The 18,876-nt window shown below is 73.5% G+C and carries 17 protein-coding genes; 7 read left to right on the top strand and 10 right to left on the bottom strand.

Annotated elements, in window-relative coordinates; genetic code table 11:
- Positions 1-28: 28 nt before the first annotated feature.
- Positions 29-1,987, top strand: coding sequence for a CehA/McbA family metallohydrolase (locus Mco01_RS23335; RefSeq protein WP_204059040.1), 1,959 nt, complete (start codon positions 29-31; stop codon positions 1,985-1,987).
- Between the two features lie 19 nt (positions 1,988-2,006).
- On the opposite strand, the gene Mco01_RS23330 is transcribed toward Mco01_RS23335, so the two are convergent.
- The 7 genes from Mco01_RS23330 to efeU all read right to left on the bottom strand — a co-directional run bounded on the left by Mco01_RS23330 (position 2,007) and on the right by efeU (position 9,951).
- Positions 2,007-2,627 carry a hypothetical protein gene (locus Mco01_RS23330; protein WP_204059039.1) on the bottom strand — a complete coding sequence of 207 codons (621 nt, stop codon included), beginning with the start codon at positions 2,625-2,627 and terminating at the stop codon, positions 2,007-2,009.
- Positions 2,614-4,227, bottom strand: coding sequence for a vWA domain-containing protein (locus Mco01_RS23325; RefSeq protein ID WP_204059038.1), 1,614 nt, complete (start codon positions 4,225-4,227; stop codon positions 2,614-2,616). Before Mco01_RS23325 ends, Mco01_RS23330 begins: the two co-directional genes overlap by 14 nt.
- Positions 4,224-5,390, bottom strand: coding sequence for a toxic anion resistance protein (locus Mco01_RS23320; protein WP_239103855.1), 1,167 nt, complete (start codon positions 5,388-5,390; stop codon positions 4,224-4,226). The genes Mco01_RS23325 and Mco01_RS23320 overlap by 4 nt, the downstream gene beginning before the upstream one ends.
- A gap of 38 nt (positions 5,391-5,428) precedes the next feature.
- Positions 5,429-6,544, bottom strand: a complete 1,116-nt coding sequence (locus Mco01_RS23315; RefSeq protein WP_204059037.1) for a hypothetical protein — start codon at positions 6,542-6,544, stop codon at positions 5,429-5,431.
- Between the two features lie 125 nt (positions 6,545-6,669).
- A complete protein-coding gene (gene efeB / locus Mco01_RS23310; protein ID WP_204059036.1) occupies positions 6,670-7,917 on the bottom strand; it encodes an iron uptake transporter deferrochelatase/peroxidase subunit in 1,248 nt (415 codons plus the stop codon).
- Between the two features lie 37 nt (positions 7,918-7,954).
- A complete protein-coding gene (gene efeO, locus Mco01_RS23305; protein ID WP_204059035.1) occupies positions 7,955-9,091 on the bottom strand; it encodes an iron uptake system protein EfeO in 1,137 nt (378 codons plus the stop codon).
- Between the two features lie 14 nt (positions 9,092-9,105).
- Positions 9,106-9,951, bottom strand: coding sequence for an iron uptake transporter permease EfeU (gene efeU, locus Mco01_RS23300; RefSeq protein WP_204059034.1), 846 nt, complete (start codon positions 9,949-9,951; stop codon positions 9,106-9,108).
- A gap of 584 nt (positions 9,952-10,535) precedes the next feature.
- On the opposite strand from efeU, the gene Mco01_RS23295 reads away from it, so the two are divergent.
- Positions 10,536-12,164, top strand: a complete 1,629-nt coding sequence (locus Mco01_RS23295; protein WP_204059033.1) for an ABC-F family ATP-binding cassette domain-containing protein — start codon at positions 10,536-10,538, stop codon at positions 12,162-12,164.
- Between the two features lie 31 nt (positions 12,165-12,195).
- A complete protein-coding gene (locus Mco01_RS23290) occupies positions 12,196-13,197 on the top strand; it encodes a hypothetical protein (RefSeq protein ID WP_204059032.1) in 1,002 nt (333 codons plus the stop codon).
- A 93-nt stretch (positions 13,198-13,290) separates the two neighbouring features.
- Here Mco01_RS23290 and Mco01_RS23285 read toward each other — a convergent pair whose 3' ends face one another.
- Complete coding sequence (locus tag Mco01_RS23285; RefSeq protein WP_084369415.1) at positions 13,291-13,551, bottom strand: TFIIB-type zinc ribbon-containing protein; 261 nt, start codon at positions 13,549-13,551, stop codon at positions 13,291-13,293.
- A 50-nt stretch (positions 13,552-13,601) separates the two neighbouring features.
- Positions 13,602-14,462, bottom strand: coding sequence for an aminoglycoside phosphotransferase family protein (locus Mco01_RS23280; RefSeq protein ID WP_204059031.1), 861 nt, complete (start codon positions 14,460-14,462; stop codon positions 13,602-13,604).
- A 64-nt stretch (positions 14,463-14,526) separates the two neighbouring features.
- Between Mco01_RS23280 and Mco01_RS23275 the strand changes: the two genes are divergently transcribed.
- Complete coding sequence (locus Mco01_RS23275; protein WP_204059030.1) at positions 14,527-15,426, top strand: LLM class flavin-dependent oxidoreductase; 900 nt, start codon at positions 14,527-14,529, stop codon at positions 15,424-15,426.
- Positions 15,427-15,556: 130 nt separating this feature from the next.
- On the opposite strand, the gene Mco01_RS23270 is transcribed toward Mco01_RS23275, so the two are convergent.
- On the bottom strand, positions 15,557-16,603 hold the full coding sequence (locus tag Mco01_RS23270; RefSeq protein ID WP_204059029.1) for an LLM class flavin-dependent oxidoreductase: 1,047 nt from the start codon (positions 16,601-16,603) through the stop codon (positions 15,557-15,559).
- Between the two features lie 97 nt (positions 16,604-16,700).
- Here Mco01_RS23270 and Mco01_RS23265 point away from each other — a divergent pair, with 97 nt between their 5' ends.
- The 3 genes from Mco01_RS23265 to Mco01_RS23255 form a co-directional block, all read left to right on the top strand.
- Positions 16,701-17,483 carry an HAD-IIA family hydrolase gene (locus Mco01_RS23265; protein ID WP_204059028.1) on the top strand — a complete coding sequence of 261 codons (783 nt, stop codon included), beginning with the start codon at positions 16,701-16,703 and terminating at the stop codon, positions 17,481-17,483.
- A gap of 65 nt (positions 17,484-17,548) precedes the next feature.
- A complete protein-coding gene (locus Mco01_RS23260) occupies positions 17,549-18,202 on the top strand; it encodes a hypothetical protein (protein ID WP_239103854.1) in 654 nt (217 codons plus the stop codon).
- Between the two features lie 290 nt (positions 18,203-18,492).
- Positions 18,493-18,876 (top strand): discoidin domain-containing protein (locus Mco01_RS23255; protein ID WP_204059026.1); only part of this gene is annotated, 384 nt, incomplete at its 3' end.

Here is an 18,876-nt window from a genome sequence, read left to right as displayed (position 1 = left end):
AGACGCCGGACCACAAGGGGGACCTGCGATGCGTCATGATCCGATGGTGCCGCCGCCCGTTGGGCGGGCCCTGCGCGACTACCGCGCGCTGCTCGCCGAGCACGGGCCGACCTGGGGCGAGCCGCCGCTGGGATACGTGCGGATGATGTCCTACCTGCGGTTCCCCGATCACGCCAGGAGGATGGCGGCCGGGCCGGACGCGGACCTGGACGCGGCGTTCCGCGACGCGCTGGGCGGCGAGGTGCCGCGCGGGCTGGCCGTCCTGCGGCTGACGCCGGGAGGGCACCGGCTGGACCACGGCCCGGCGCTGGCGCTGCTGTCGCCCGGGCGGGTCGCGCTCACGCTGCTCGCCGACTCCTCGCGCGACGCGCCTGTCGAGGTCGTCGTGGACGGCGTGGCCCACGAGGTCCCGCCGGGCGGGGCGCGCCTGCTGGAGGCGACGACCGGCTCGGCGGTGACGGCGGGCGGGCGCGCGGTCGACCTGCGGCCGCTCACGCGGCCGGCGGAGGCGGCCCGGCTGCGGGTGCGGGCCGGGTTCCCGTGCCGCTGGACGGTGGTGTCGGAGGGCGGCCAGGGCTGGTACCCGCCCGGCGTCCCGGAGCGGCGCGACAACTCCGACGCGCCGTTCTTCCACGGTGACGACCTCGTGCTCGACGTGCCCGCCGAGCCGGTCACGGTCCGGGTCGCGCGCGGCATGGAGTACGGCACGGCCGAGACCGTCGTCGTGCCCGCCGCGGGGGAGGAGACGCTGGTCGAGCTCGCCCCCCGGCGGCTGTACGACGCCGCGGCGCGCGGGTGGTACGGCGCCGACCTGCACGTCCACATGAACTGGGCGGGCGACCTGGTGGCCGCGCCCGCCGAGGCCGCGGCGGCCCAGCTCGGGGAGGACCTGCACGTGCTCAACCTCGTCGCGGGCAACGTCGCGGGGGAGCGGGTCTACGACCTGGAGGCGCTGCGCCACTGGGCGGGGCGGGACCTGCCCTGGTCGGACGCCTCTCATCTGGCCCGGATGGGCGTGGAGTACCGCAACGACCTGCTCGGCCACGTCCACGCCTTCGGGGTGGCCGCCCCGCCACGGGTCTACCACACGGGCTTCGCCGGGGACGCCGACTGGCCGCCGAACGGCGCGGTCTGCGGCGAGCTGCGCGAGCCCCAGGCCGTCCTCGGCTACGCCCACCCGTTCCACGGCCCGGTCGCCACACCCGAGGACCTCATGGCGGACGGCGAGCGGAACTGCACGGCCCGTGCCCTCGTGGTGGACGCCGCGCTCGGACTGGTGGACGGCGTGGAGCTGCTCCACTTCTCGGACCTGTCGGCCACGCCGGGCACGGTCGAGGTCTACCGGCGGCTGCTCGGCGCGGGGAACCGCCTCGCCGCGCTGGCCGGGACCGACACGATGCTGTCCTTCACCCGGCAGGACACGGTCTCCAGCCCGCCCGGCTGGGAGCGCGTCTACGCCCGCCCGGAGGGGCCGCTGACCGGGGAGTCGTACGCGCGGGCCCTGCGGCGGGGCCGCACGTTCGTCACCACGGGCCCCTGGCTGGAGCTGGAGGTGGACGGCCGGGGGCCGGGGGAGACGCTGGACCTGCGGCGCGGCGACCGGGTCACGCTGATCGCCCGGTCGGCCGGGCCCGAGGTCGAGCGGCTGGAGCTGCGCACGGCCGACGGCCCGCTGGCGGAGGGGCCCGGCGGCGAGCTGCGGGCGACGCTCACGGCGGCCGAGGCGACGTACGTGGTGGCCGTGGCGACCGGCGGGAGGTCGGCCCGCTCCCCGCTGCGGGACGCGTTCGCCCACACCAGCCCGGTCCATCTCGACGTGGACGGCCGCCAGGTGGCCCGGCGGGAGGACGTCCGCTGGTGCCTGCGCTGGCTGGACCTGCTCGACGAGCTGATCCGCGCCCGGGCCCGGCTGCGCACCCGCGCCCAGCTGCGCGACCACCTCGACCTCGTGGAGAAGGCCCGCGCGGTCTACGAGTCCCGCCTCTGAGTGCCGGTCCCGGGGCCGGTCACAGGTCGAGGGAGGAGCCGCCGAAGCGGTCCCGCAGGAACCGGCCCTGGTCCCGGAGGGCCTGCTCGTCCCCCTGGTAGACGGCCTCGGCGATCCTGCCGAGGCCCGTCTCCAGCAGGCCGAGCTGCGTCATCAGCTCCTCATGCGCGCTGCGCTCCCGCTCGGCCCGCCGGGTCAGGGCGTACGACCGGGGGAGGTTGGCGTACGCCTCTAGGCTCGTCGGGAGGTAGTCGCGGACGGCCTGGGAGACGACGTGGAGCTGGTCGGGCGAGGCGGTGAGCACCTCGGCCCGGGCCAGCACGTCGCGCAGCATGGCGGCGAGCTCGCCGACCCTGGCCACCACGTCCTCCGGGAAGCGCGGCGGGGTCACCTTCGCCACCAGCGCGTCGAGGTCCTCCCGCAGGCGCCGGGTCTCGACCTCGGCGTGCGAGATCGTCAGCCGCACCCGGTCGGGCGGCGTCAGCAGCGCGCCGACGCCGTAGAGGCCGGCGACGACGACCGTCCACAGCGACCCGGCGAGCCCGAGGAAGTGCAGCCCGAGGCCCACGAGCGCCAGGACCGACCCGACGATGTTGCGTGTCGATCCCAGGTAGGCGAGCATCCGGTCACTGGTAGCCACGGATCTCCTTGAACGCCGACGCGAGCGAGCCCGTCCTGGCGTCGAACGCGGCGCCGCCGGTGAGCTGGGCGACCTGCCGCATCTCGCCGACGTCGCTGTCGCCGAACAGCACGACGAACGTCGGCACCTTGCGGCGCGCCGTCCGGTAGTAGGCCGCGAAGTCGTCGTAGGAGGAGCCGTCGGTGTTCTCGCCGTCCGTCATCAGCACGACGGAGGTGAAGTCGTCGTTCGACCGCTCCCCTGCGAGGGTCTCGTACGCCGACCGGAGGCTGTCGTAGATGGCGGTGCCGCCGAACGCGTGCAGGGCGTCGCCGTACGCGCGGATCCGGCCGAGCACGGCGGTGGCGTCCCTGTCGGGCACGGTGAACGTCTGCGGCGTGGCGGGGGCGGAGCTGAACGGCAGCAGCGTCACCGTCTCCCGGTTGCGGAAGCGGGAGAACTGCCCGGATACGGAGGTGTCGGCCCCGGTCAGCGCGGCGAGCGCCTGCTTGAGGGCGTCGATGCGGTCGCCCTCCATCGAGCCGGAGGTGTCGAGCACGAACAGCGTGCGCGACGGCCGTCGGACCTGGTTGAGGTACGCGCTGATCAGCTCGTCGGCCGCGCTGCGCCGGTTGGGGAAGGGCAGCTCCAGGAGCTGGGCGCCGCCGAACCTCTGGTCGGGCCGCACCTCGGGGACGATGGGCCGCCGGTTGGTCGTCGTCATGATCTCCCGCTGCACGGCGGGGGTGCGCAGCCAGGCCGCCAGCTTCCCGTACAGCTCCTTCTTGGGAGAGGAGGCGAGCAGCGTGAGGGGGTAGTCGGCGGTGACCACGCCGTCGCTGGGATAGACCAGCGTGAGCGGCTCCTTGAGCCTGCCCGCCAGCCCGAGCAGCACCGACTCGTAGTTGATCAGTCCGTCCACCGAGCCGCCGGAGCCGCCCTGCCGGGCGTACGCGTCGGCGAGCCAGCCGGAGGAGCCCGCGGTGAGGGTCTGGGCCGAGAAGAACCGGGTGAGCTGCGGCGTCACCGACTCGATCTGGCTCTTGTCGAGCGCCTCGCCGGCGTCGGACAGCGCCGCCGTCACCCCCACCAGCGCGGAGAAGCCCGAGTTGGACGACGCGGGGTTCGTCATGCCGAAGGTGAACCGATGCTGCCCCGCCGCGGTCGCGATGTCCGCCCAGGTCACGCGGCGGGTGTCCCAGCCCAGCTCGTGCGCCTTGGCGCGTCTCAGGCCGAGCACGACGGGGGAGACCATCACCTTGGTCTGGGTGGACAGCTTCGCGGACGCGCCGTCGATGAGCGACAGGTAGCGGTTGGAGGAGAACCAGGTGGCGTCGTAGCGGCCGTCCGCGCCGCCGTTCGCGACCTCCTCGGCGCCGTCGAGCGTCCCGGCGTAGCTCAGCCGGACCTTGACGCCGACGGCGTCGGCCGCCTTGGCGAGCAGCGGCTCCAGGTCCTTGACCTCGCTGCCGGCGAGGACGCGCAGCACGTCGGGCGCGTTCCCCTCGGGCTCGCCGCCGGAGCCGCCGCAGGCCGCGAGGGGAAGCAGCAGCAGGGCCGCGGCGGCCGCCGCGGTGACTCGCCTCGGGACATGCCTCGTGAGCCTCGTGCCGGGCCTCATGACGAGACGGCCTCGTCGCCGCGGCGGGCCCGCTCCAGGAACGTGCGGGCGTGGTCGAGTTCGGCCGTGAGGCTGTCGACCGTCACGGCCATGTTCTCGACGGCCTTGGCCTTGAAGCCGTCGATCATGTCCATGGTCGAGTAGATGTTGTCGAAGGCCTTGCTCAGCGCCTCCATGCTGACGGAGGTGGAGGCGGCCTGCGTCTGGATCTGGCCCGCCTGCGTCCGGAGCATCTCGCTGGTCGCGAGGATCAGGTCGGAGGTGGTGGCGGTCAGCGCCGAGATCTGGTCGAGGACCAGCTTCTGGTTGGCCAGCGCCTGCGCCACCGTGACGGCCGTGCGCAGCGCCGCGACCGTCGTGGTGGTGGCGCGGTCCACCCCCTTGATCAGCTCCAGGTTGTTCTTGCGCACCAGGTCGAGCGCGAGGTAGCCCTGCGCCGAGACGGCGAGCTGCGTCAGCAGGTCCTGGTGCTTCTGCCGGACGCCGAACAGCGCGTCGGACTTCAGCGCCGTCGCCTTCTCCGCGTCGGTCAGCTCGATCGTGGCGATGCGCTCCTCCAGCGCCGCGTCGAGCGCCGCCGCGAGCACCGCGTACTCCTGGAGCTTCGTCATCGACTCCCAGAGGTTGGCCTTCTCGCCCTCGATCGCCGCGTTGTCCTTGCGCAGCTCGTCCTGGCCCGACTTCAGCGCCCGGATGATGTCGTCGATGTGCTTTTGCGCGCTCTGGTACTTGGCGAAGTAGTCGCGCAGCCGGTCGCCGAACGGGATCAGCCCGAGCAGCCGCTTCGTGCCGCCGGTCGCCTGCTTCGGGTCGAGGTCGACGATGGTGCGGCGCAGGGCCACCAGCTGCCCGGCCACCTGGGCCTGCCCGTCCGCGGCCTCGCCCTTCGCCGCCGCCAGCGCCGCGACCGGGCGCTTCAGCATCCGGTTGGCCACCTGGGCCGACGCCCGGATCTCGGCGTCGCCCATGGCCGTGATGTCGTGCACCTTCCTGCCGAACTCCGGCGACCGGGGGTCGAGTCCCGACAGCTCCTCGGCGAAACCGGCCGCCCGGCGGGCGAGCTCGGCGCCCCGCTCGTCGGGCAGCGGGAGCATGGTGGCCGCCTTCTCCACCGGCACCGGCTCTACCGGGGCGGGCGGGGTCAGCACCAGATCGTTGGACACCGTTCGGTTCTCCTTGTGGGGGCGCCCGTGGGGCGGGTTCAGGACGACGGCCTGGCGCCGGCCAGGTAGCGCTGCTGGATCGTCGAGATCAGCCGCTCGAGGTGCTCGTACGTCGGGGGCTCGACGACGTCGACCAGGCCGGCCGGGATCGGCGCCTTCGACGAGGCGACGAGGCCGGCGAAGACCCGGGGGTCCGACGTGCGGAAGCCGTACTTCGCCTCCAGGCGGGCGAACGCCGGGTCCTCCTGCAGCAGCCGGCCCACCTCCGCGGCCTTGTCCGTGAACGGCACCAGCGTGTGCTTGCTGAGCACGGTCGGAGAGGGGTAGATGAGCCGCATGTCCGGCCTGATCGCCCCGTCGGCGGCGAACAGCCGCGACGCGTACTGCGCCTCGTAGATGACGACCATCGGCGTCTTGCCGGCGCCGATCGCGAGGTAGTCCTCGAACGGCGCCTCGCTGGACGACTCGGAGTACCCCTGGTCGAGGAAGAGCGGGGCGACGATCGGGGCCACCGTGGCGACCTGCGACGACGAGCTGACGACGTCGTCGTCGTTCGCCACGTAGCTGGTGGCGGCGAGGTACATGGCGGCCGAGTTCGACGTGCGGATGTCGGTGGTCGTCAGCAGCACCCGCTTGCGCGCCGGGTAGGCCGTGTTGCCCGGCAGGGCGTCCCAGCGGGTGCCCTTGGCCACCAGGCCCAGGAACTTCCCGAGGTCGAGGACCTGGTAGCCGCCGCCCGAGTCCCGCACCACGCCGGCCTTGGCCAGCACGTCGACGATCGGCTGGAACGTGGCGATCGCCATCGGCGAGTAGAACGGCGAGTAGACCCGCGTGGCGCCACGCTCCTGCTTGATCTTCTCGGCCGCCGGCACGCTTGAGGGGAAAGCGAAGTCGTATTTGCGCAGGTCGACCGAGGTGGCGATCTCGCGCGAGCCGGCCGTGTCGACCTCGACCCGCAGCCCGTGCCGGGCGAACGCGGCCCGCACACCGGGGTCGTCGAAGAACGGTTTCTTCTCAGAGCCGATCACGCCGCGGACCGTCACGAGGGCGGCCGGGCCGCCCCCGCCGCCGCTCCCGCGGTTTCCCAGGACCACGGCCGCGACGACGGCCACTCCGAGGAGCAGCGCCAGCCCGACGCCGATCCAACGCTTCATTCACTGTTTCCTTCGCGAGCTCCCGTAGCCCGAAGGCCCCGCATCCCGAATTATGAAATATGCCGGGAATACGCGAGCGACGAAAGGAAAACGTATTTGGAATTCAGCAGTCGTTCACCGATATTTCACGAAAATAGGGCCCGACCCCAGTAGTCACCGGCGTCCACCACTCCCGGAGGGCAGGCGAACAGGCCGGTGGAGACGTGCTTGATGTATTCGTTCAGCGCGTCCTTGGCCGACAGCGTCTTCTGGATCGGCACGAACTGCGTGCGCGGGTCGCGCTGGTAGGCCATGAAGAACAGGCCGGCGTCGAGCCGTCCGAGCCCGTCGGAGCCGTCCACGAAGTTGTAGCCGCGCCGCAGCAGCCGCGCGCCGCCGTGCGACGAGGGGTGCGCGAGCCGTACGTGGGCGTCGGCGGCGATGACCGGCGTGCCGTCCGGACCGGTCTTGGCGAAGTCGGGCGCGTCGAACTCATTGGTCCCGGTGAGCGGCGCCCCCTTCCCCTTGTCACGGCCGAAGATCGCCTGCTGCTCGGCCAGCGGGGCCCGGTCCCAGGTCTCGACGTGCATCCGGATCTTCCGGGTGACCAGGTAGCTGCCGCCGTCCATCCAGGACGGCCCGTCGCCGGGGGCGGCCCACAGATAGTCGCGCAGCATGGCCGTGTCCTCGAGCTTCATGTTGTTCGTGCCGTCCTTGAAACCCATGAGGTTGCGCGGGGTCGCCTGCGCCCGGGACGTGGACGACGTGCGGCCGAACCCGAGCTGGGAGTAGCGCACCGCGACCTTCCCGAACCCGATCCGCGCCAGGTTGCGGATCGCGTGCACCGCCACCTGCGGGTCGTTGGCGCACGCCTGCACGCACAGGTCGCCACCCGAGATCTCCTTCTGCAGGTCCTCACCCGGGAAGGCGGGCAGATCGGCCAGCGCGGGGGGCCGCCGATCGGCCAGGCCGAACCTGTCGTCGAACAGCGACGCCCCGAAGCCGATCGTGAGGGTCAGGCCGGACGGGGGCAGGCCGAGCGCCTCGCCCGTGTCGTCCGGCGGAGCCTCGGGGTCGCCGCCGACGGCGCCGAAGGTCCCGGCGTCCTTGCCCTGGGTCATCCGCGCGGCCGCGGCCGTCCAGTCCTGGAGCAGCCCGACCAGCTCGGCCCGCTCCTTGGTGACCACGTCGAACGTGACGAAGTGGAGCCGGTCCTGCGCCGGGGTGGTGATGCCGGCCTGGTGGGAGCCGTAGAACGGGACCGGGCCGGACGTGGACGAGGCGTGGGCGACCGGCTCGTCGACGAGCGCGCGGGTGGCGACGGCGCCCGCCCCGACCGCCGCCACTCCGGCGACGCCGAGACCGAACAGGCCTCTGCGGCTGAGCCCGCTCACGACGGCTCCTCCCCTTCCCGGGGCGCGGTCCGCCCGCTCACTTCGCGATCACCGACGCGACGCGGCTGATCGGCTCGGCGAGGGCGTTGATCGCGTCGGACAGCGCCTTGAGCTGGTCCTTGGACAGCTCGTCGTGCAGCTGCCACCCGTCCCCGCGGCGGTGGGCCTCCAGCGCGGTCTCGGCGGCGGCGAACTTGTCGTCCAGCGTCTTCACCAGCTCGGGGTCGCGCTGCTCCAGCACCGGGCGCAGCGACTGGATGGCCGCCTTGGACCCCTGCAGGTTGGCGTCGAAGTCCCACAGGTCGGTGTGGGAATAGCGGTCCTCCTCACCGGTGATCTTCCCGGTGGCGACCTCGTCGAGCAGGCCCTTGGCGCCGTTCGCCAGCAGCACGGGGGACAGCTCGGCGGCGTTGGCCTTCTGCACGATCGTGGTGACGTCGGTCAGCAGCTTGTCGGCGATCGGGCCGTCGGCGCCGACGTCCTTCTTGACCCACAGGTCCTTCTCGATCCGGTGGTAGCCGGTCCACTCCTCGCCCTGGGCCACGTCGTTCTCGCGGGCGTCGATGGCGGGGTCGAGGTCGCCGAAGATCTCGGCCACCGGCTCGATGCGCTCCCAGTAGGTGCGGGCGACCGGGTAGAGGTCCTTGGCCTTGGCCACGTCGCCCGCCTTGACGGCCTCGGTGAACTCCTTGGTCTTGACGAGCAGGGTGTCCGACTGGCTCTTGACGTACCGCTTGTAGCTCGCGACGGCGTCGGCGAGCTCCGCGTTCTGCGCGAGCGGCTTGTGCTCGCCGCTCACCTTGAGGGGGTTGCGGATGCCGCGGCCGATCATGCCGGGCTTGCAGGTCGCCTCGTACAGGCCGGGCGGGAGCTCCACGACCATGTCGCGGGTGAGGCCCGGCACGATGTTCTCCACCTCGCCCATCACGCGGTCGCCCGCCGCGTACACGTAGAACTCGGTGACCTTGCTGCCCTTGTTGGTGACGGAGAAGGTGGAGGTGCCGGCGGCGACCTGACCGGTCGCGACCGTGCACTCGGTGTCGGTCGCGGCGACCGTGATCTTCCCGGCTGCCGCGCCGGCGCTCGCCGCGCCGGAGCCGGAGCCGTTCGACGAGCATCCGGCAAGGCCGGCGAGGGCGAGCACGGCGGCGGCCATGACGGTGGGGGTACGCATGCGTGGGACTCCGGTCAGGAAGCGGTGGGGGCGGAGGTGGGGCTGGGGGCGGCGGGCTTCTTGGCCGCCGGTCGCCGCAGGAACAGGACGAGCACGGGCACCCCGTACAGCACCCACGCGACGGTCTCCAGGACGGTGGGCTGGGCCGTGATGTTGAACATGCCGCTGATCACCATCGAGTACCAGGCGCCGGGGTCGAGGACGCCGCTGATGTCGAAGGCGTGGGTGCCCAGGCCCGGCAGCACCCCGGACTCCTGCAGGTCGTGCACGCCGTACTTGAAGATGCCGGCGGCGACCAGGATCAGCAGCAGCCCGGTCCAGGTGAAGAACTTCGTCAGGTTGATGCGCAGGGCGCTGCGGTACAGGCCCCAGCCCAGCGCCACCGCGGTCAGCAGCCCCAGCGTGATGCCGGTGAGCGGGCTCGCGGTGGTCGTGGCGCCCTGGACGGCGGCGAACCACAGCAGAGCCGTCTCCAGGCCCTCCCGGGCCACCGACAGGAACGCGACGACCACGACGGCGGTCGCGCCGAGCTCGAGGGCCTCGCTCAGCTTGGCCCGCAGCTCGCCGGACATCTTCCGGGCGGCCGTCCGCATCCAGAACACCATGAACGTGACGAAGACGGTGGCGCCGAGCGACGCGACGGCGTCGAAGAGCTCGTGCTGCTGCGAGTCGAGGTGCGCGGCGGTGAACGTGAGCAGCGCGCCGAACCCGACCGACAGCGCGATCGCGACGGCCACGCCGGCCCAGACGAGCGGCAGACGGTCGCGGCGGTCGCTCTTCACGAGGAAGGCCACCAGGATGGAGACGACGAGCGTCGCCTCCAGGCCCTCACGCAGGCCGATGAGGTAACTCGCGAACACTGGAGGCCCTTCACTCGCTAAGCCTTACCTAAATTAGGACAGGGTTACCTTACCCGCAAGGGGCGGGGACGATGTAGCGGGGTAGGTCTTTGTCACTTTCCGGGGTTGTTGTGACCTGGCCGCACCGGCGTGACCTGGGAGTTCATCCCGGAACCGGTCGATGGGCGCGCCAGGATCGCGCCGGATCCGACCGCGCCGGGCGCCCCGGGAAGCACCGGTTCCGCGGCGGGAAGGCGCCCGGTCTCGCAGGCCGCGCCGGGGTGGCGCCGGGTCACGCGGTCGCGCCGGGTCGCGCCCGGGGGCGGCTCGGATAATCGGTGGCGCCGGCCGTGCCGGCTGTCTAGCATCGTCTTTCGTCCTGCCGCCGCACCCCCGGAGGGTCCGTTGGAGCTCTGAGGTCCGACACCGCGTCGCCGTCCCCGCGAGGGCCGGTCCGGCGCAGCGACCTCAGCGGATCCTTCGCGCGGCCCCGGCGGCCGGCGTCGACTCCCTTTGAACGCGGCCCTGTGCCCGCGGTGTCTCCAGGTGTTCGCACGCGTCACGCGTGCCGTCCCGTACCGCCTGATCACCTTGGGGAGCCGCCCATGTCTGGTTCCGTGTCCCATTCCGTCGCCTGCGCCGGCCTGTCCTTCGCCTGGCCCGACGGCGAGCCCGTCTTCGAGGGCCTCGACTTCGCGTTCGGCGCCGGCCGCACCGGCCTCATCGGCGTCAACGGCTCCGGCAAGTCCACCCTGCTGCGGCTCGTCGCCGGCGAGCTGCGGCCCACGGCCGGCTCGGTGAGCGTGACCGGCCGCGTCGCCTACCTCCCGCAGAACCTGCCGCTCGGCGCGAGCCGTACGGTGGCCGACCTGCTCGGCGTCACGCCCGCCCGCGAGGCGCTGCACGCCATCGAGCGCGGCGACGTCAGCGAGGCCGCGTACGACGCGGTCGTGTGGGACGTGGAGGAGCGGGCCCGCGCCGAGCTCGACCGGCTCGGCCTGGCGGGGGTGGACCTCGACCGGACCGTCGCGACACTGTCGGGCGGGCAGGCCGTCATGGTGGGGCTGGCCGCCCGGTTCCTCGCCGGGCCGGACGTCCTGCTGCTCGACGAGCCGACCAACAACCTCGACCTCGACGCGCGGCGCCGCCTCTACGACGCCGTGGCGTCCTGGACGCGGACCCTGGTCGTCGTGAGCCACGACCGGGCTCTCCTGGAGCTGGTCGACCAGGTCGCCGACCTGCCCGCCCGCCGGACGTTCGGCGGCACGCTGAGCGAGTACGAGGAGGTGCTGGCCGTGGAGCGGGAGGCGGCCGAGCGGGCGGTCCGCACGGCGGGGGGCGATCTGCGCCGGCAGCGCAGGGAGTTGGCCGAGGCCCAGGTCAAGCTGGCCCGGCGGCAGCGGTACGGCCAGAAGATGTACGACCAGAAGCGCGAGCCGAAGGTCATCATGCAGGAGCGCAGGCGGCAGGCCCAGGTGTCGGCCGGCAAGCACCGCGCCACGCACGAGGAGCGGCTGGCCGAGGCCCGGGAGCGGCTGGCCGAGGCCCAGGAGGCGGCCCGCGCGGAGGCCGAGATCCGGGTCGAGCTGCCCGGCACCGAGGTGCCCGCCGGGCGCGACGTCCTCGTGCTCGACGGGCTCCGCACCGCCGCCGGCCGGGCCGGGGACCTCGTCGTCCGGGGCCCGGAGCGGATCGCGCTGCTCGGCCCGAACGGCTCGGGCAAGACGACCCTGCTGCGCACGATCACGGGCGAGCTGGAGCCGGCGGAGGGCTTGGTCCGGGTCGCCGTGCCCGCGCGATACCTGCCGCAGCGGCTCGACGTGCTCGACGACGCCCTCAGCCTGGTCGAGAACGTCCGCGCGCTCGCGCCCTCGGCGTCCGTGAACGCGATCAGGGCTCGGCTGGCCCGGTTCCTGTTCCGCGGCGACCGGGCCGACCGCCCGGCGGGGACGCTGTCCGGCGGCGAGCGGTTCCGGGCGGTGCTCGCGGCGCTGCTGTCGGCCGAGCCCCCGCCGCAGCTGCTCCTGCTGGACGAGCCCACGAACAACCTCGACCTGGCCAGCGTGGCCCGGCTCTCGCAGGCCCTGTCGGCCTACCGGGGGGCGCTCGTCGTCGCGAGCCACGACCTGCCGTTCCTGGAGTCCGTGGGGATGACGCGGTGGCTGACCGTCGAGCCGGACGGTCTGCGCGAGGGCGCGGGCGCCGCCGGCGACGAGACGGCGGAACCGTGTTGACAGGCGATCCGGGTCCGTCGACAGTGGGGCGGTGATCTCCCCCCGGATCCCCGCGGCACTGCTCGCCGCGGCGTTCGCGCTGGCCGCGTGCACCGGCGGGGCCGGGCGGCCGCCGGGCGGCGACCCGTCCTCGGCCGGCCCCGTCTCCGAAGGCGCCGTCTCCGAAGGCGCTGTCTCCGGGGGCCCCGTCTCGGGAGGCGTCGCGTCGCCGGGGGCGCCTCCGGAGCTGACGCCCGAGGCGTACGAGATCGCGCTGGAGGCCCCGGGCGGGCCCCTCGGCACTGCCGTGGGCGACATCGCGAAGGCCCGCACGATCCGGTCGCTGAAGCAGCGGATCGGGCGGGCCCGTGACGCCGCCGACGCCGCGGCCGGCCGGCTCTCCGGCGTACGCCCGCCCGCGGACATCGGGCCGGAGCACGCCGACTACCTCACCGCGCTGCGGGGCGTCGGCGACAGGCTCGGCGCCCTGGGCGACGCGGTGGACGGGCGCTCGCTCTGCACCGGGCCCGCCGTCCTCGCCCGGCTGGGCACCTCGGACGAGTTCGCCGCGCTCAAGGAGGCGGGGGCCGACCTCGCGGGCGGCGGCGACTACCGCGGCGGGATCGTCACGGTGAAGCCGCCGGCCGAGCGCGCCCGCCGGCTCGGCAACGGCACCATCCTCAGGTCGGCCGTCCGCGGCGGCTACGCCAGCCTCACCGTGAAGAACGGCAACCCGCGCGACGGGGTCGTCACCCTTCTCAAGGGCCGCACCAAGGCGCTCAGCTTCTACGTGCGCAAGAAGTCCACCGCGAAGATCGGGAACATCCGGGACGGCACGTACCACGTCTACTTCACGACGGGCGCCGACTACGACCGGTCCGCCCGCCTCTTCACCCGCGACTGCGCCTTCCAGCGCTTCGACGACACGATGCGCTTCCACACCAGCCGGGTCGGGTCGCAGATCCGGTGGACCGACTGGCGGCTGACGCTCAACCGCACCGCGGGCGGCAACGCCAAGGTGGACGACGTGGACCCGGACGACTTCCCCTCCTGAGCCGCCCGGGACACGCCGGCGCCTCCGGCGAGGGCCGCGACCCGGAGGTCACGGCCCTGCACCGTCCGCCTTCACAACGTGTGTGTGGGCGGCTCAGCTGGAGAACAGCATGCCGACCCAGCTGTGGCCGCGGTGGTGGCCGTAGTGGCCGTGGTGCGGCGCGCCCCACGCCGGGCCGCCGTGCGCCGGCGGCGGGGGAGCGTAGTGCTGCTGGGCCCACTGGGCCTCCATCCGGCTGAGCGTCTCCAGCTCGCCGTAGTCGAGGAAGATCCCCCGGCAGTTGTCACACTGCTCGATGTGAACCCCGTTGCGGTCGAACGTCCGCATCCGGCCACGGCACTTGGGGCACTCCATCCAACTCTCCCTGTCTCAGGTCCACGTCTCGGGCCGGCGTCCAGTGTGGATCAGATGGACGCCTCGGCGGCCGCGGCGATCCGCCCGCAGGCGGACACGAGGGCCGCGGCCGCCTCGTCGAGTGGTTCCCCCGCCCGGGCCGCCGCGGCCGCCGCCGTCGCGGCCAGTTGGACCGTCAACGCCCGGGCGGGAGCATCGAGTTCCCGCCACGGATCGCCGGCGGACACGGCGGTTCCGCCCGCCTCGAGGTAGGCCGACAGGAACCGGTTCCAGTCGGCGGGGTCGAGCAGGCCCGCCGCGTACCAGGCGGCCGGGCGGGCGAGGTCCCAGGCCCGGTCGCCGCCGCCCAGGTCGTCCGGGTCGATGAGCAGCCATTCTCCCCGGTGGCGGACGATCTGGCCGAGGTGCCAGTCGCCGTGCGCCAGCCCGTCCGGCGCGCCCGCGCCTCCTGGGAACGGCGCCGGCGTGGCGTACGCCTTCAGGATGGGCGCGGCGACCGCGGCCGGGGCGCCGGACGCGGCCAGGTCCGCCAGAGCGCGCGGCACCCGGGGCGGACCGCCGGCGGGCGGCAGGCCCGGCGGGACGGGCCGGGCGTGCAGCAGCGCCAGCAGCCGCCCGCCCGCCTCCCAGGGCGCGCCGTCCTCGTCCAGGTCGGCCGGCGTCAGCGGCTCCCCGGCCGGCCAGAGCGTGACGAGCCTGCCGTCGAGCCGTTCCAGGCCCAGCGGCGGCAGCATGATCCCGGACAGCTCGCGGGCGGCCGCCAGCCGGACCCGGAGGGCGCCCTCGTCCGTGTCCGGGGGGTGGGCCTTGACCACGAGGTCGCCGGCGCGGACGACCAGCACGCGGGTGTCCTTGAGCACGGTCACCGGACCGCGGTGCCCGGCGAGCCGGGCGAGGTCGTCGGCGCGCACGGCCGTCAGCGCGTACGGGGGGACGGATGGCGATGGATCACGCGGCACAGCCTAGGGTGCCGATATGAGGATTGGCTTTGCCGTACCGGTCTCCGGCTCCTGGGCCACGCCGGAGAACATGAAGCGGATCGCCCGCAGGGCCGAGGACCTGGGCTACGACAGCGTCTGGACGTTCCAGCGGCTGCTCTACCCGGTCGGGCACGCGATGGGCCCGGTCTACCGGAGCGTCCAGGACCCGGTCGTCACGCTGTCGTACCTGGCCGGGCTGACCGAGCGGGTCCGGCTCGGGATCGCCGTGCTCAACCTGCCGTTCGTCTCACCGGCGCTCATGGCCAAGCAGCTCGGCACGCTCCAGAACGTCTCGGCGGGCCGGCTCGACCTCGGGCTCGGGCTGGGCTGGCTGCCGGAGGAGTTCACCGCGTCGGGCGTGCCCATGGGCCGCCGCGGCCGGCGCGCGGAGGAGTACGTCGAGCTGCTCAGGCGGCTGTGGACGGAGGACGCCGTGGAGCACAAGGGGGAGTTCTACGAGTTCCCCCACGCCCACCTGGCCCCCCGGCCGGCGACGCTCCCGTCGCTCCTGCTCGGAGGCACCGCTCCGGTCGCCCTTGCACGGGCCGGCCGCATCGCGGACGGCTGGATCAGCTCAAGCCGGGCGAACCTGGACGAGATCGACCAGCAGATCTCCATCGTCAAGGAGGCGGCCCGCGAGGCCGGGCGCGACGCGGACGCCCTGCGGTTCGTGGTGCGCGGCGTCACCAAGGTCCGCGCCGAGGACGGCGGCCCGCTGACCGGCTCGTACGAGAAGATCCGCCGAGACGTCGAGGACCTGGAGGCCAGGGGCGTGACCGAGGTCTTCCACGACCTCAACTTCGATCCGGAGATCGTGGAGGCCTCCGCGGACCCCCGCGAGTCCCTGCGGCGGGCCGAGGAGGCGCTGGAGGCCCTGGCCCCGGACGTGGGCTGACGTCGCGGGCTGACGTCGCGGGCCGACGTGGTGCGCTGACGTGGCGCGCTGACGTCCGAGCGCGGCGCCGGGATGCCGGCCGGCGCCGCGGGCGGCCGGGCCGCTCCCGGCGCCCTGCTCCGGGCCGGCCTCAGCCGAGCATGCCGTACGCGCGGGCGACGAGCTCGTAGGAGCGCAGGCGCGCCTCCCCGCCGTGCACCATGGTGGTGATCATGAGCTCGTCGGCGCCGGTGCGCTTGCGCAGCTCCTCCAGCCCGGCCCGGACGCGCTCGGGCTCGCCGTACACCACCGTGGAGAGGCGGTCGCGGACGAACTCCTCCTCGATCGGCGTGTAGGGGTAGGCGGCGGCCTCCTCCGGCGTCGGCATCCGCCCCGGGCGGCCGAGCCGCATGCGCAGCCACGACAGCGCGCCCGGCATGGCCTGCCGCAGCGCCTCCTCCTCGGTGTCGGCCGCGAGCGCCGCCACCCCGATCAGCGCGTACGGCTGGTCGAGCACGGCCGACGGGCGGAACGAGGAGCGGTACAGGTCGAGGGCAGGCTCGGTGTTGGCCGCGCTGAAGTGGTGCGCGAACGCGAAGGGCAGCCCGAGCAGCCCGGCCATCCTGGCGCTGAAGCCGCTGGAGCCCAGCAGCCAGATCGGGGGACGGTCGTCCCCGCGCGGCGTCGCCTGGAGGGACGCGTACGGGTGACCGGCGGGGAAGGAGCCGTCGAGGAAGCCGGTCAGCTCCGCCACCTGCTGCGGGAAGTCGTCCGGGTCCACCTCCGCCTGGCGGCGCAGCGCCCCGGCGGTGGCCATGTCGGTGCCCGGGGCCCGGCCGAGCCCGAGGTCGATCCGCCCGGGATGCAGCGCGTGCAGCGTGCCGAACTGCTCGGCGATCACCAGCGGCGCGTGGTTGGGCAGCATGACGCCGCCGGACCCGACGCGGATGGTGCTGGTCGCCGCGGCCAGATGCGCGATCAGCACCGCGGGGGAGGAGCTGGCCACCCCCGGCATGCCGTGGTGCTCGGCGACCCAGAGGCGGTGGTAGCCCCACCGCTCGCCCCTCCTCGCCAGCTCGGTCGCGTCGCGCAGCGCCTCGCCGGGCGTCACGCCCTCGCCGACGGTGGCGAGCTCCAGAATCGACAGCGGCGCCTCGGCCGTCCCGCGCGGCACGCCGCGGATGGTGTCCGTGCTCATGTACGTCACCAACCGGAGGTCTGTTCCGCATATTTCCGCTCGTGGGGAGAGATCTCCGCGATGTGCCCCGCCGTCGCGCACCTGCCATGCTTGGACCATGAGCGAGCGAAAGCCGATCGAGTCGTGGCTGTCCGACATGGACGGCGTGCTGGTCCACGAGGGGCAGCCGGTCCCGGGCGCCGACCAGTTCATCAAGAGGCTGCGCGAGTCGGGGAAGCGGTTCCTCGTGCTCACGAACAACTCGATCTACACAGCCCGCGACCTGTCGGTCCGGCTGAGGGCGGCGGGGCTGGAGGTGCCGCCCGAGTCGATCTGGACCTCGGCCCTCGCGACCGCCAAGTTCCTCGCCGACCAGCGGCCCGACGGCTCGGCGTACGTCATCGGCGAGGCGGGGCTGACGACGGCGCTGCACGAGGCCGGATACGTCCTGACCGACCTCGACCCCGACTACGTCGTGCTCGGCGAGACGCGCACCTACAGCTTCACCTCGATCACCCGGGCCATCCGGCTGATCGACAACGGCGCCCGGTTCATCGCGACCAACCCCGACCCGATCGGGCCGTCGACCGAGGGCTCGCTGCCCGCGTGCGGCGCCGTGGCCGCCATGATCACGAAGGCGACCGGCGTCGAGCCGTACTTCATCGGCAAGCCCAACCCGATGATGATGCGCAGCGCGCTCAACCAGATCGACGCGCACAGCGAGAGCACCGCGATGATCGGCGACCGCATGGACACCGACGTCGTCTGCGGCATCGAGGCCGGCCTGCACACCATCCTCGTGCTGACCGGTGTGACCCAGCGGGAGCAGATCGACCGCTACCCGTTCCGGCCCTCGCAGATCGTGGAGTCCGTGGCCGACCTCGTCGACCTGGTCGGCTGAGGGGTACCTGCCGGAACCTGGCAGGTACGGATGGGAGGCTGTCGGCCATGTCATCCGCGTCCTCCGTGTCTTCCGCGTCCTCAGCGCCGTTCCCCGTCTACCTTGAGCTCGGGCCCAAGAAGGTCTTCGCGTGCTCGGTCGAGTGGCCGGGCTGGTGCCGCATCGGCAGGTCCGAGGAGCAGGCGATCGGCACGCTGCTCGACTACGCGCCCCGCTACCGCGTCGTCGCCGAGCGGGCGGGGCTCGACTTCGCGCCCGGCGAGCCGGTCGTGGTCGAGCGGGTGAAAGGCGACTCCACCACCGACTTCGGCGCGCCCAACGGCGTGGCCGGCCTGGACCTGCTGCCGGTGGGCGCCGAGGAGGCCGTCCGGGCCGCGGCGCTGGTCCGCGCCGCCTGGGAGGTGTTCGCCGAGGTGGCGGCCGCGTCCCCGGAGGAGTTGCGCAAGGGCCCGCGGGGCGGCGGCCGGGACCGCGACAAGATGGTGAGGCACGTCGTCGAGGCCGAGCGGGCGTACGCCAGGAAGATCGGGGTGCGGCACAAGCCGTTCACGGACGAGGCCGGCCTGACGGCTCTGCGCGAGGACATCGCGCGGGTCCTCGGCCGGCCCTCCGACGGGCGGCCCGTCGTCGAAGGCGGCTGGCCCGCCCGCTACGCGGCCCGCCGCATCGCCTGGCACGTCATCGACCACGTGTGGGAGATGGAGGACCGCCGCGAGTAGCCGCCCGCCCACAGGCGCCAGGAGGGCCCCGCACCACCGGGGCCGCGCGCCGGGGGCTCGGGGACAGGCGGGCGCGAGCACAGGCGTGGCGGCGGGCGGGTGTGCAGTGGGCGCGCAGGCGGCGGGCTCGGGGGCGGCCCGGCGACGGGACGACGGGTCGACTGGGTTTCCGCACAGGCTGTTCCGAAATCTTGTGAATGCGTATTGACACCACTCCTGCTCGCGATCACAGTACCGGGAGAGCGCTCTCCCGCACCCCCCCTCGTGTCGCCTGGAAGAGGAGTTGCTCCATGCGTTCCCCTGCCCGCCCACCCGCGCGTCCCCCTGGCCGCGCGCCGGCCCTGAGGGCCGCGATCGGCCTGCTGCTCGCGCTCGTCGGCTGCGTCGTCGTCGTGCAGACGGCTCCCGCGAGCGCCGCGGCCACGCTGCTGTCCCAGGGCAAGCCGGCCACCGCCTCATCGGTCGAGAACGCCGGAACGCCCGCGTCGGCCGCGGTCGACGGCAACCCCGGCACCCGCTGGTCCAGCGCGGCGAGCGACCCGCAGTGGCTGCAGGTCGACCTCGGGACCACGGCGTCCGTCTCCCAGGTCGTGCTGACCTGGGAGACCGCGTACGCGACGGCGTTCCAGGTCCAGGTGTCCGCCGACGGGTCGTCGTGGTCGCCCGTGTACTCG

This window comes from Microbispora corallina (assembly GCF_016863035.1).
GTDB lineage: Bacteria > Actinomycetota > Actinomycetes > Streptosporangiales > Streptosporangiaceae > Microbispora > Microbispora corallina.
Note: the sequence above shows the minus strand (reverse complement) of the source record. Positions and strands in the feature narration are given on the sequence as shown.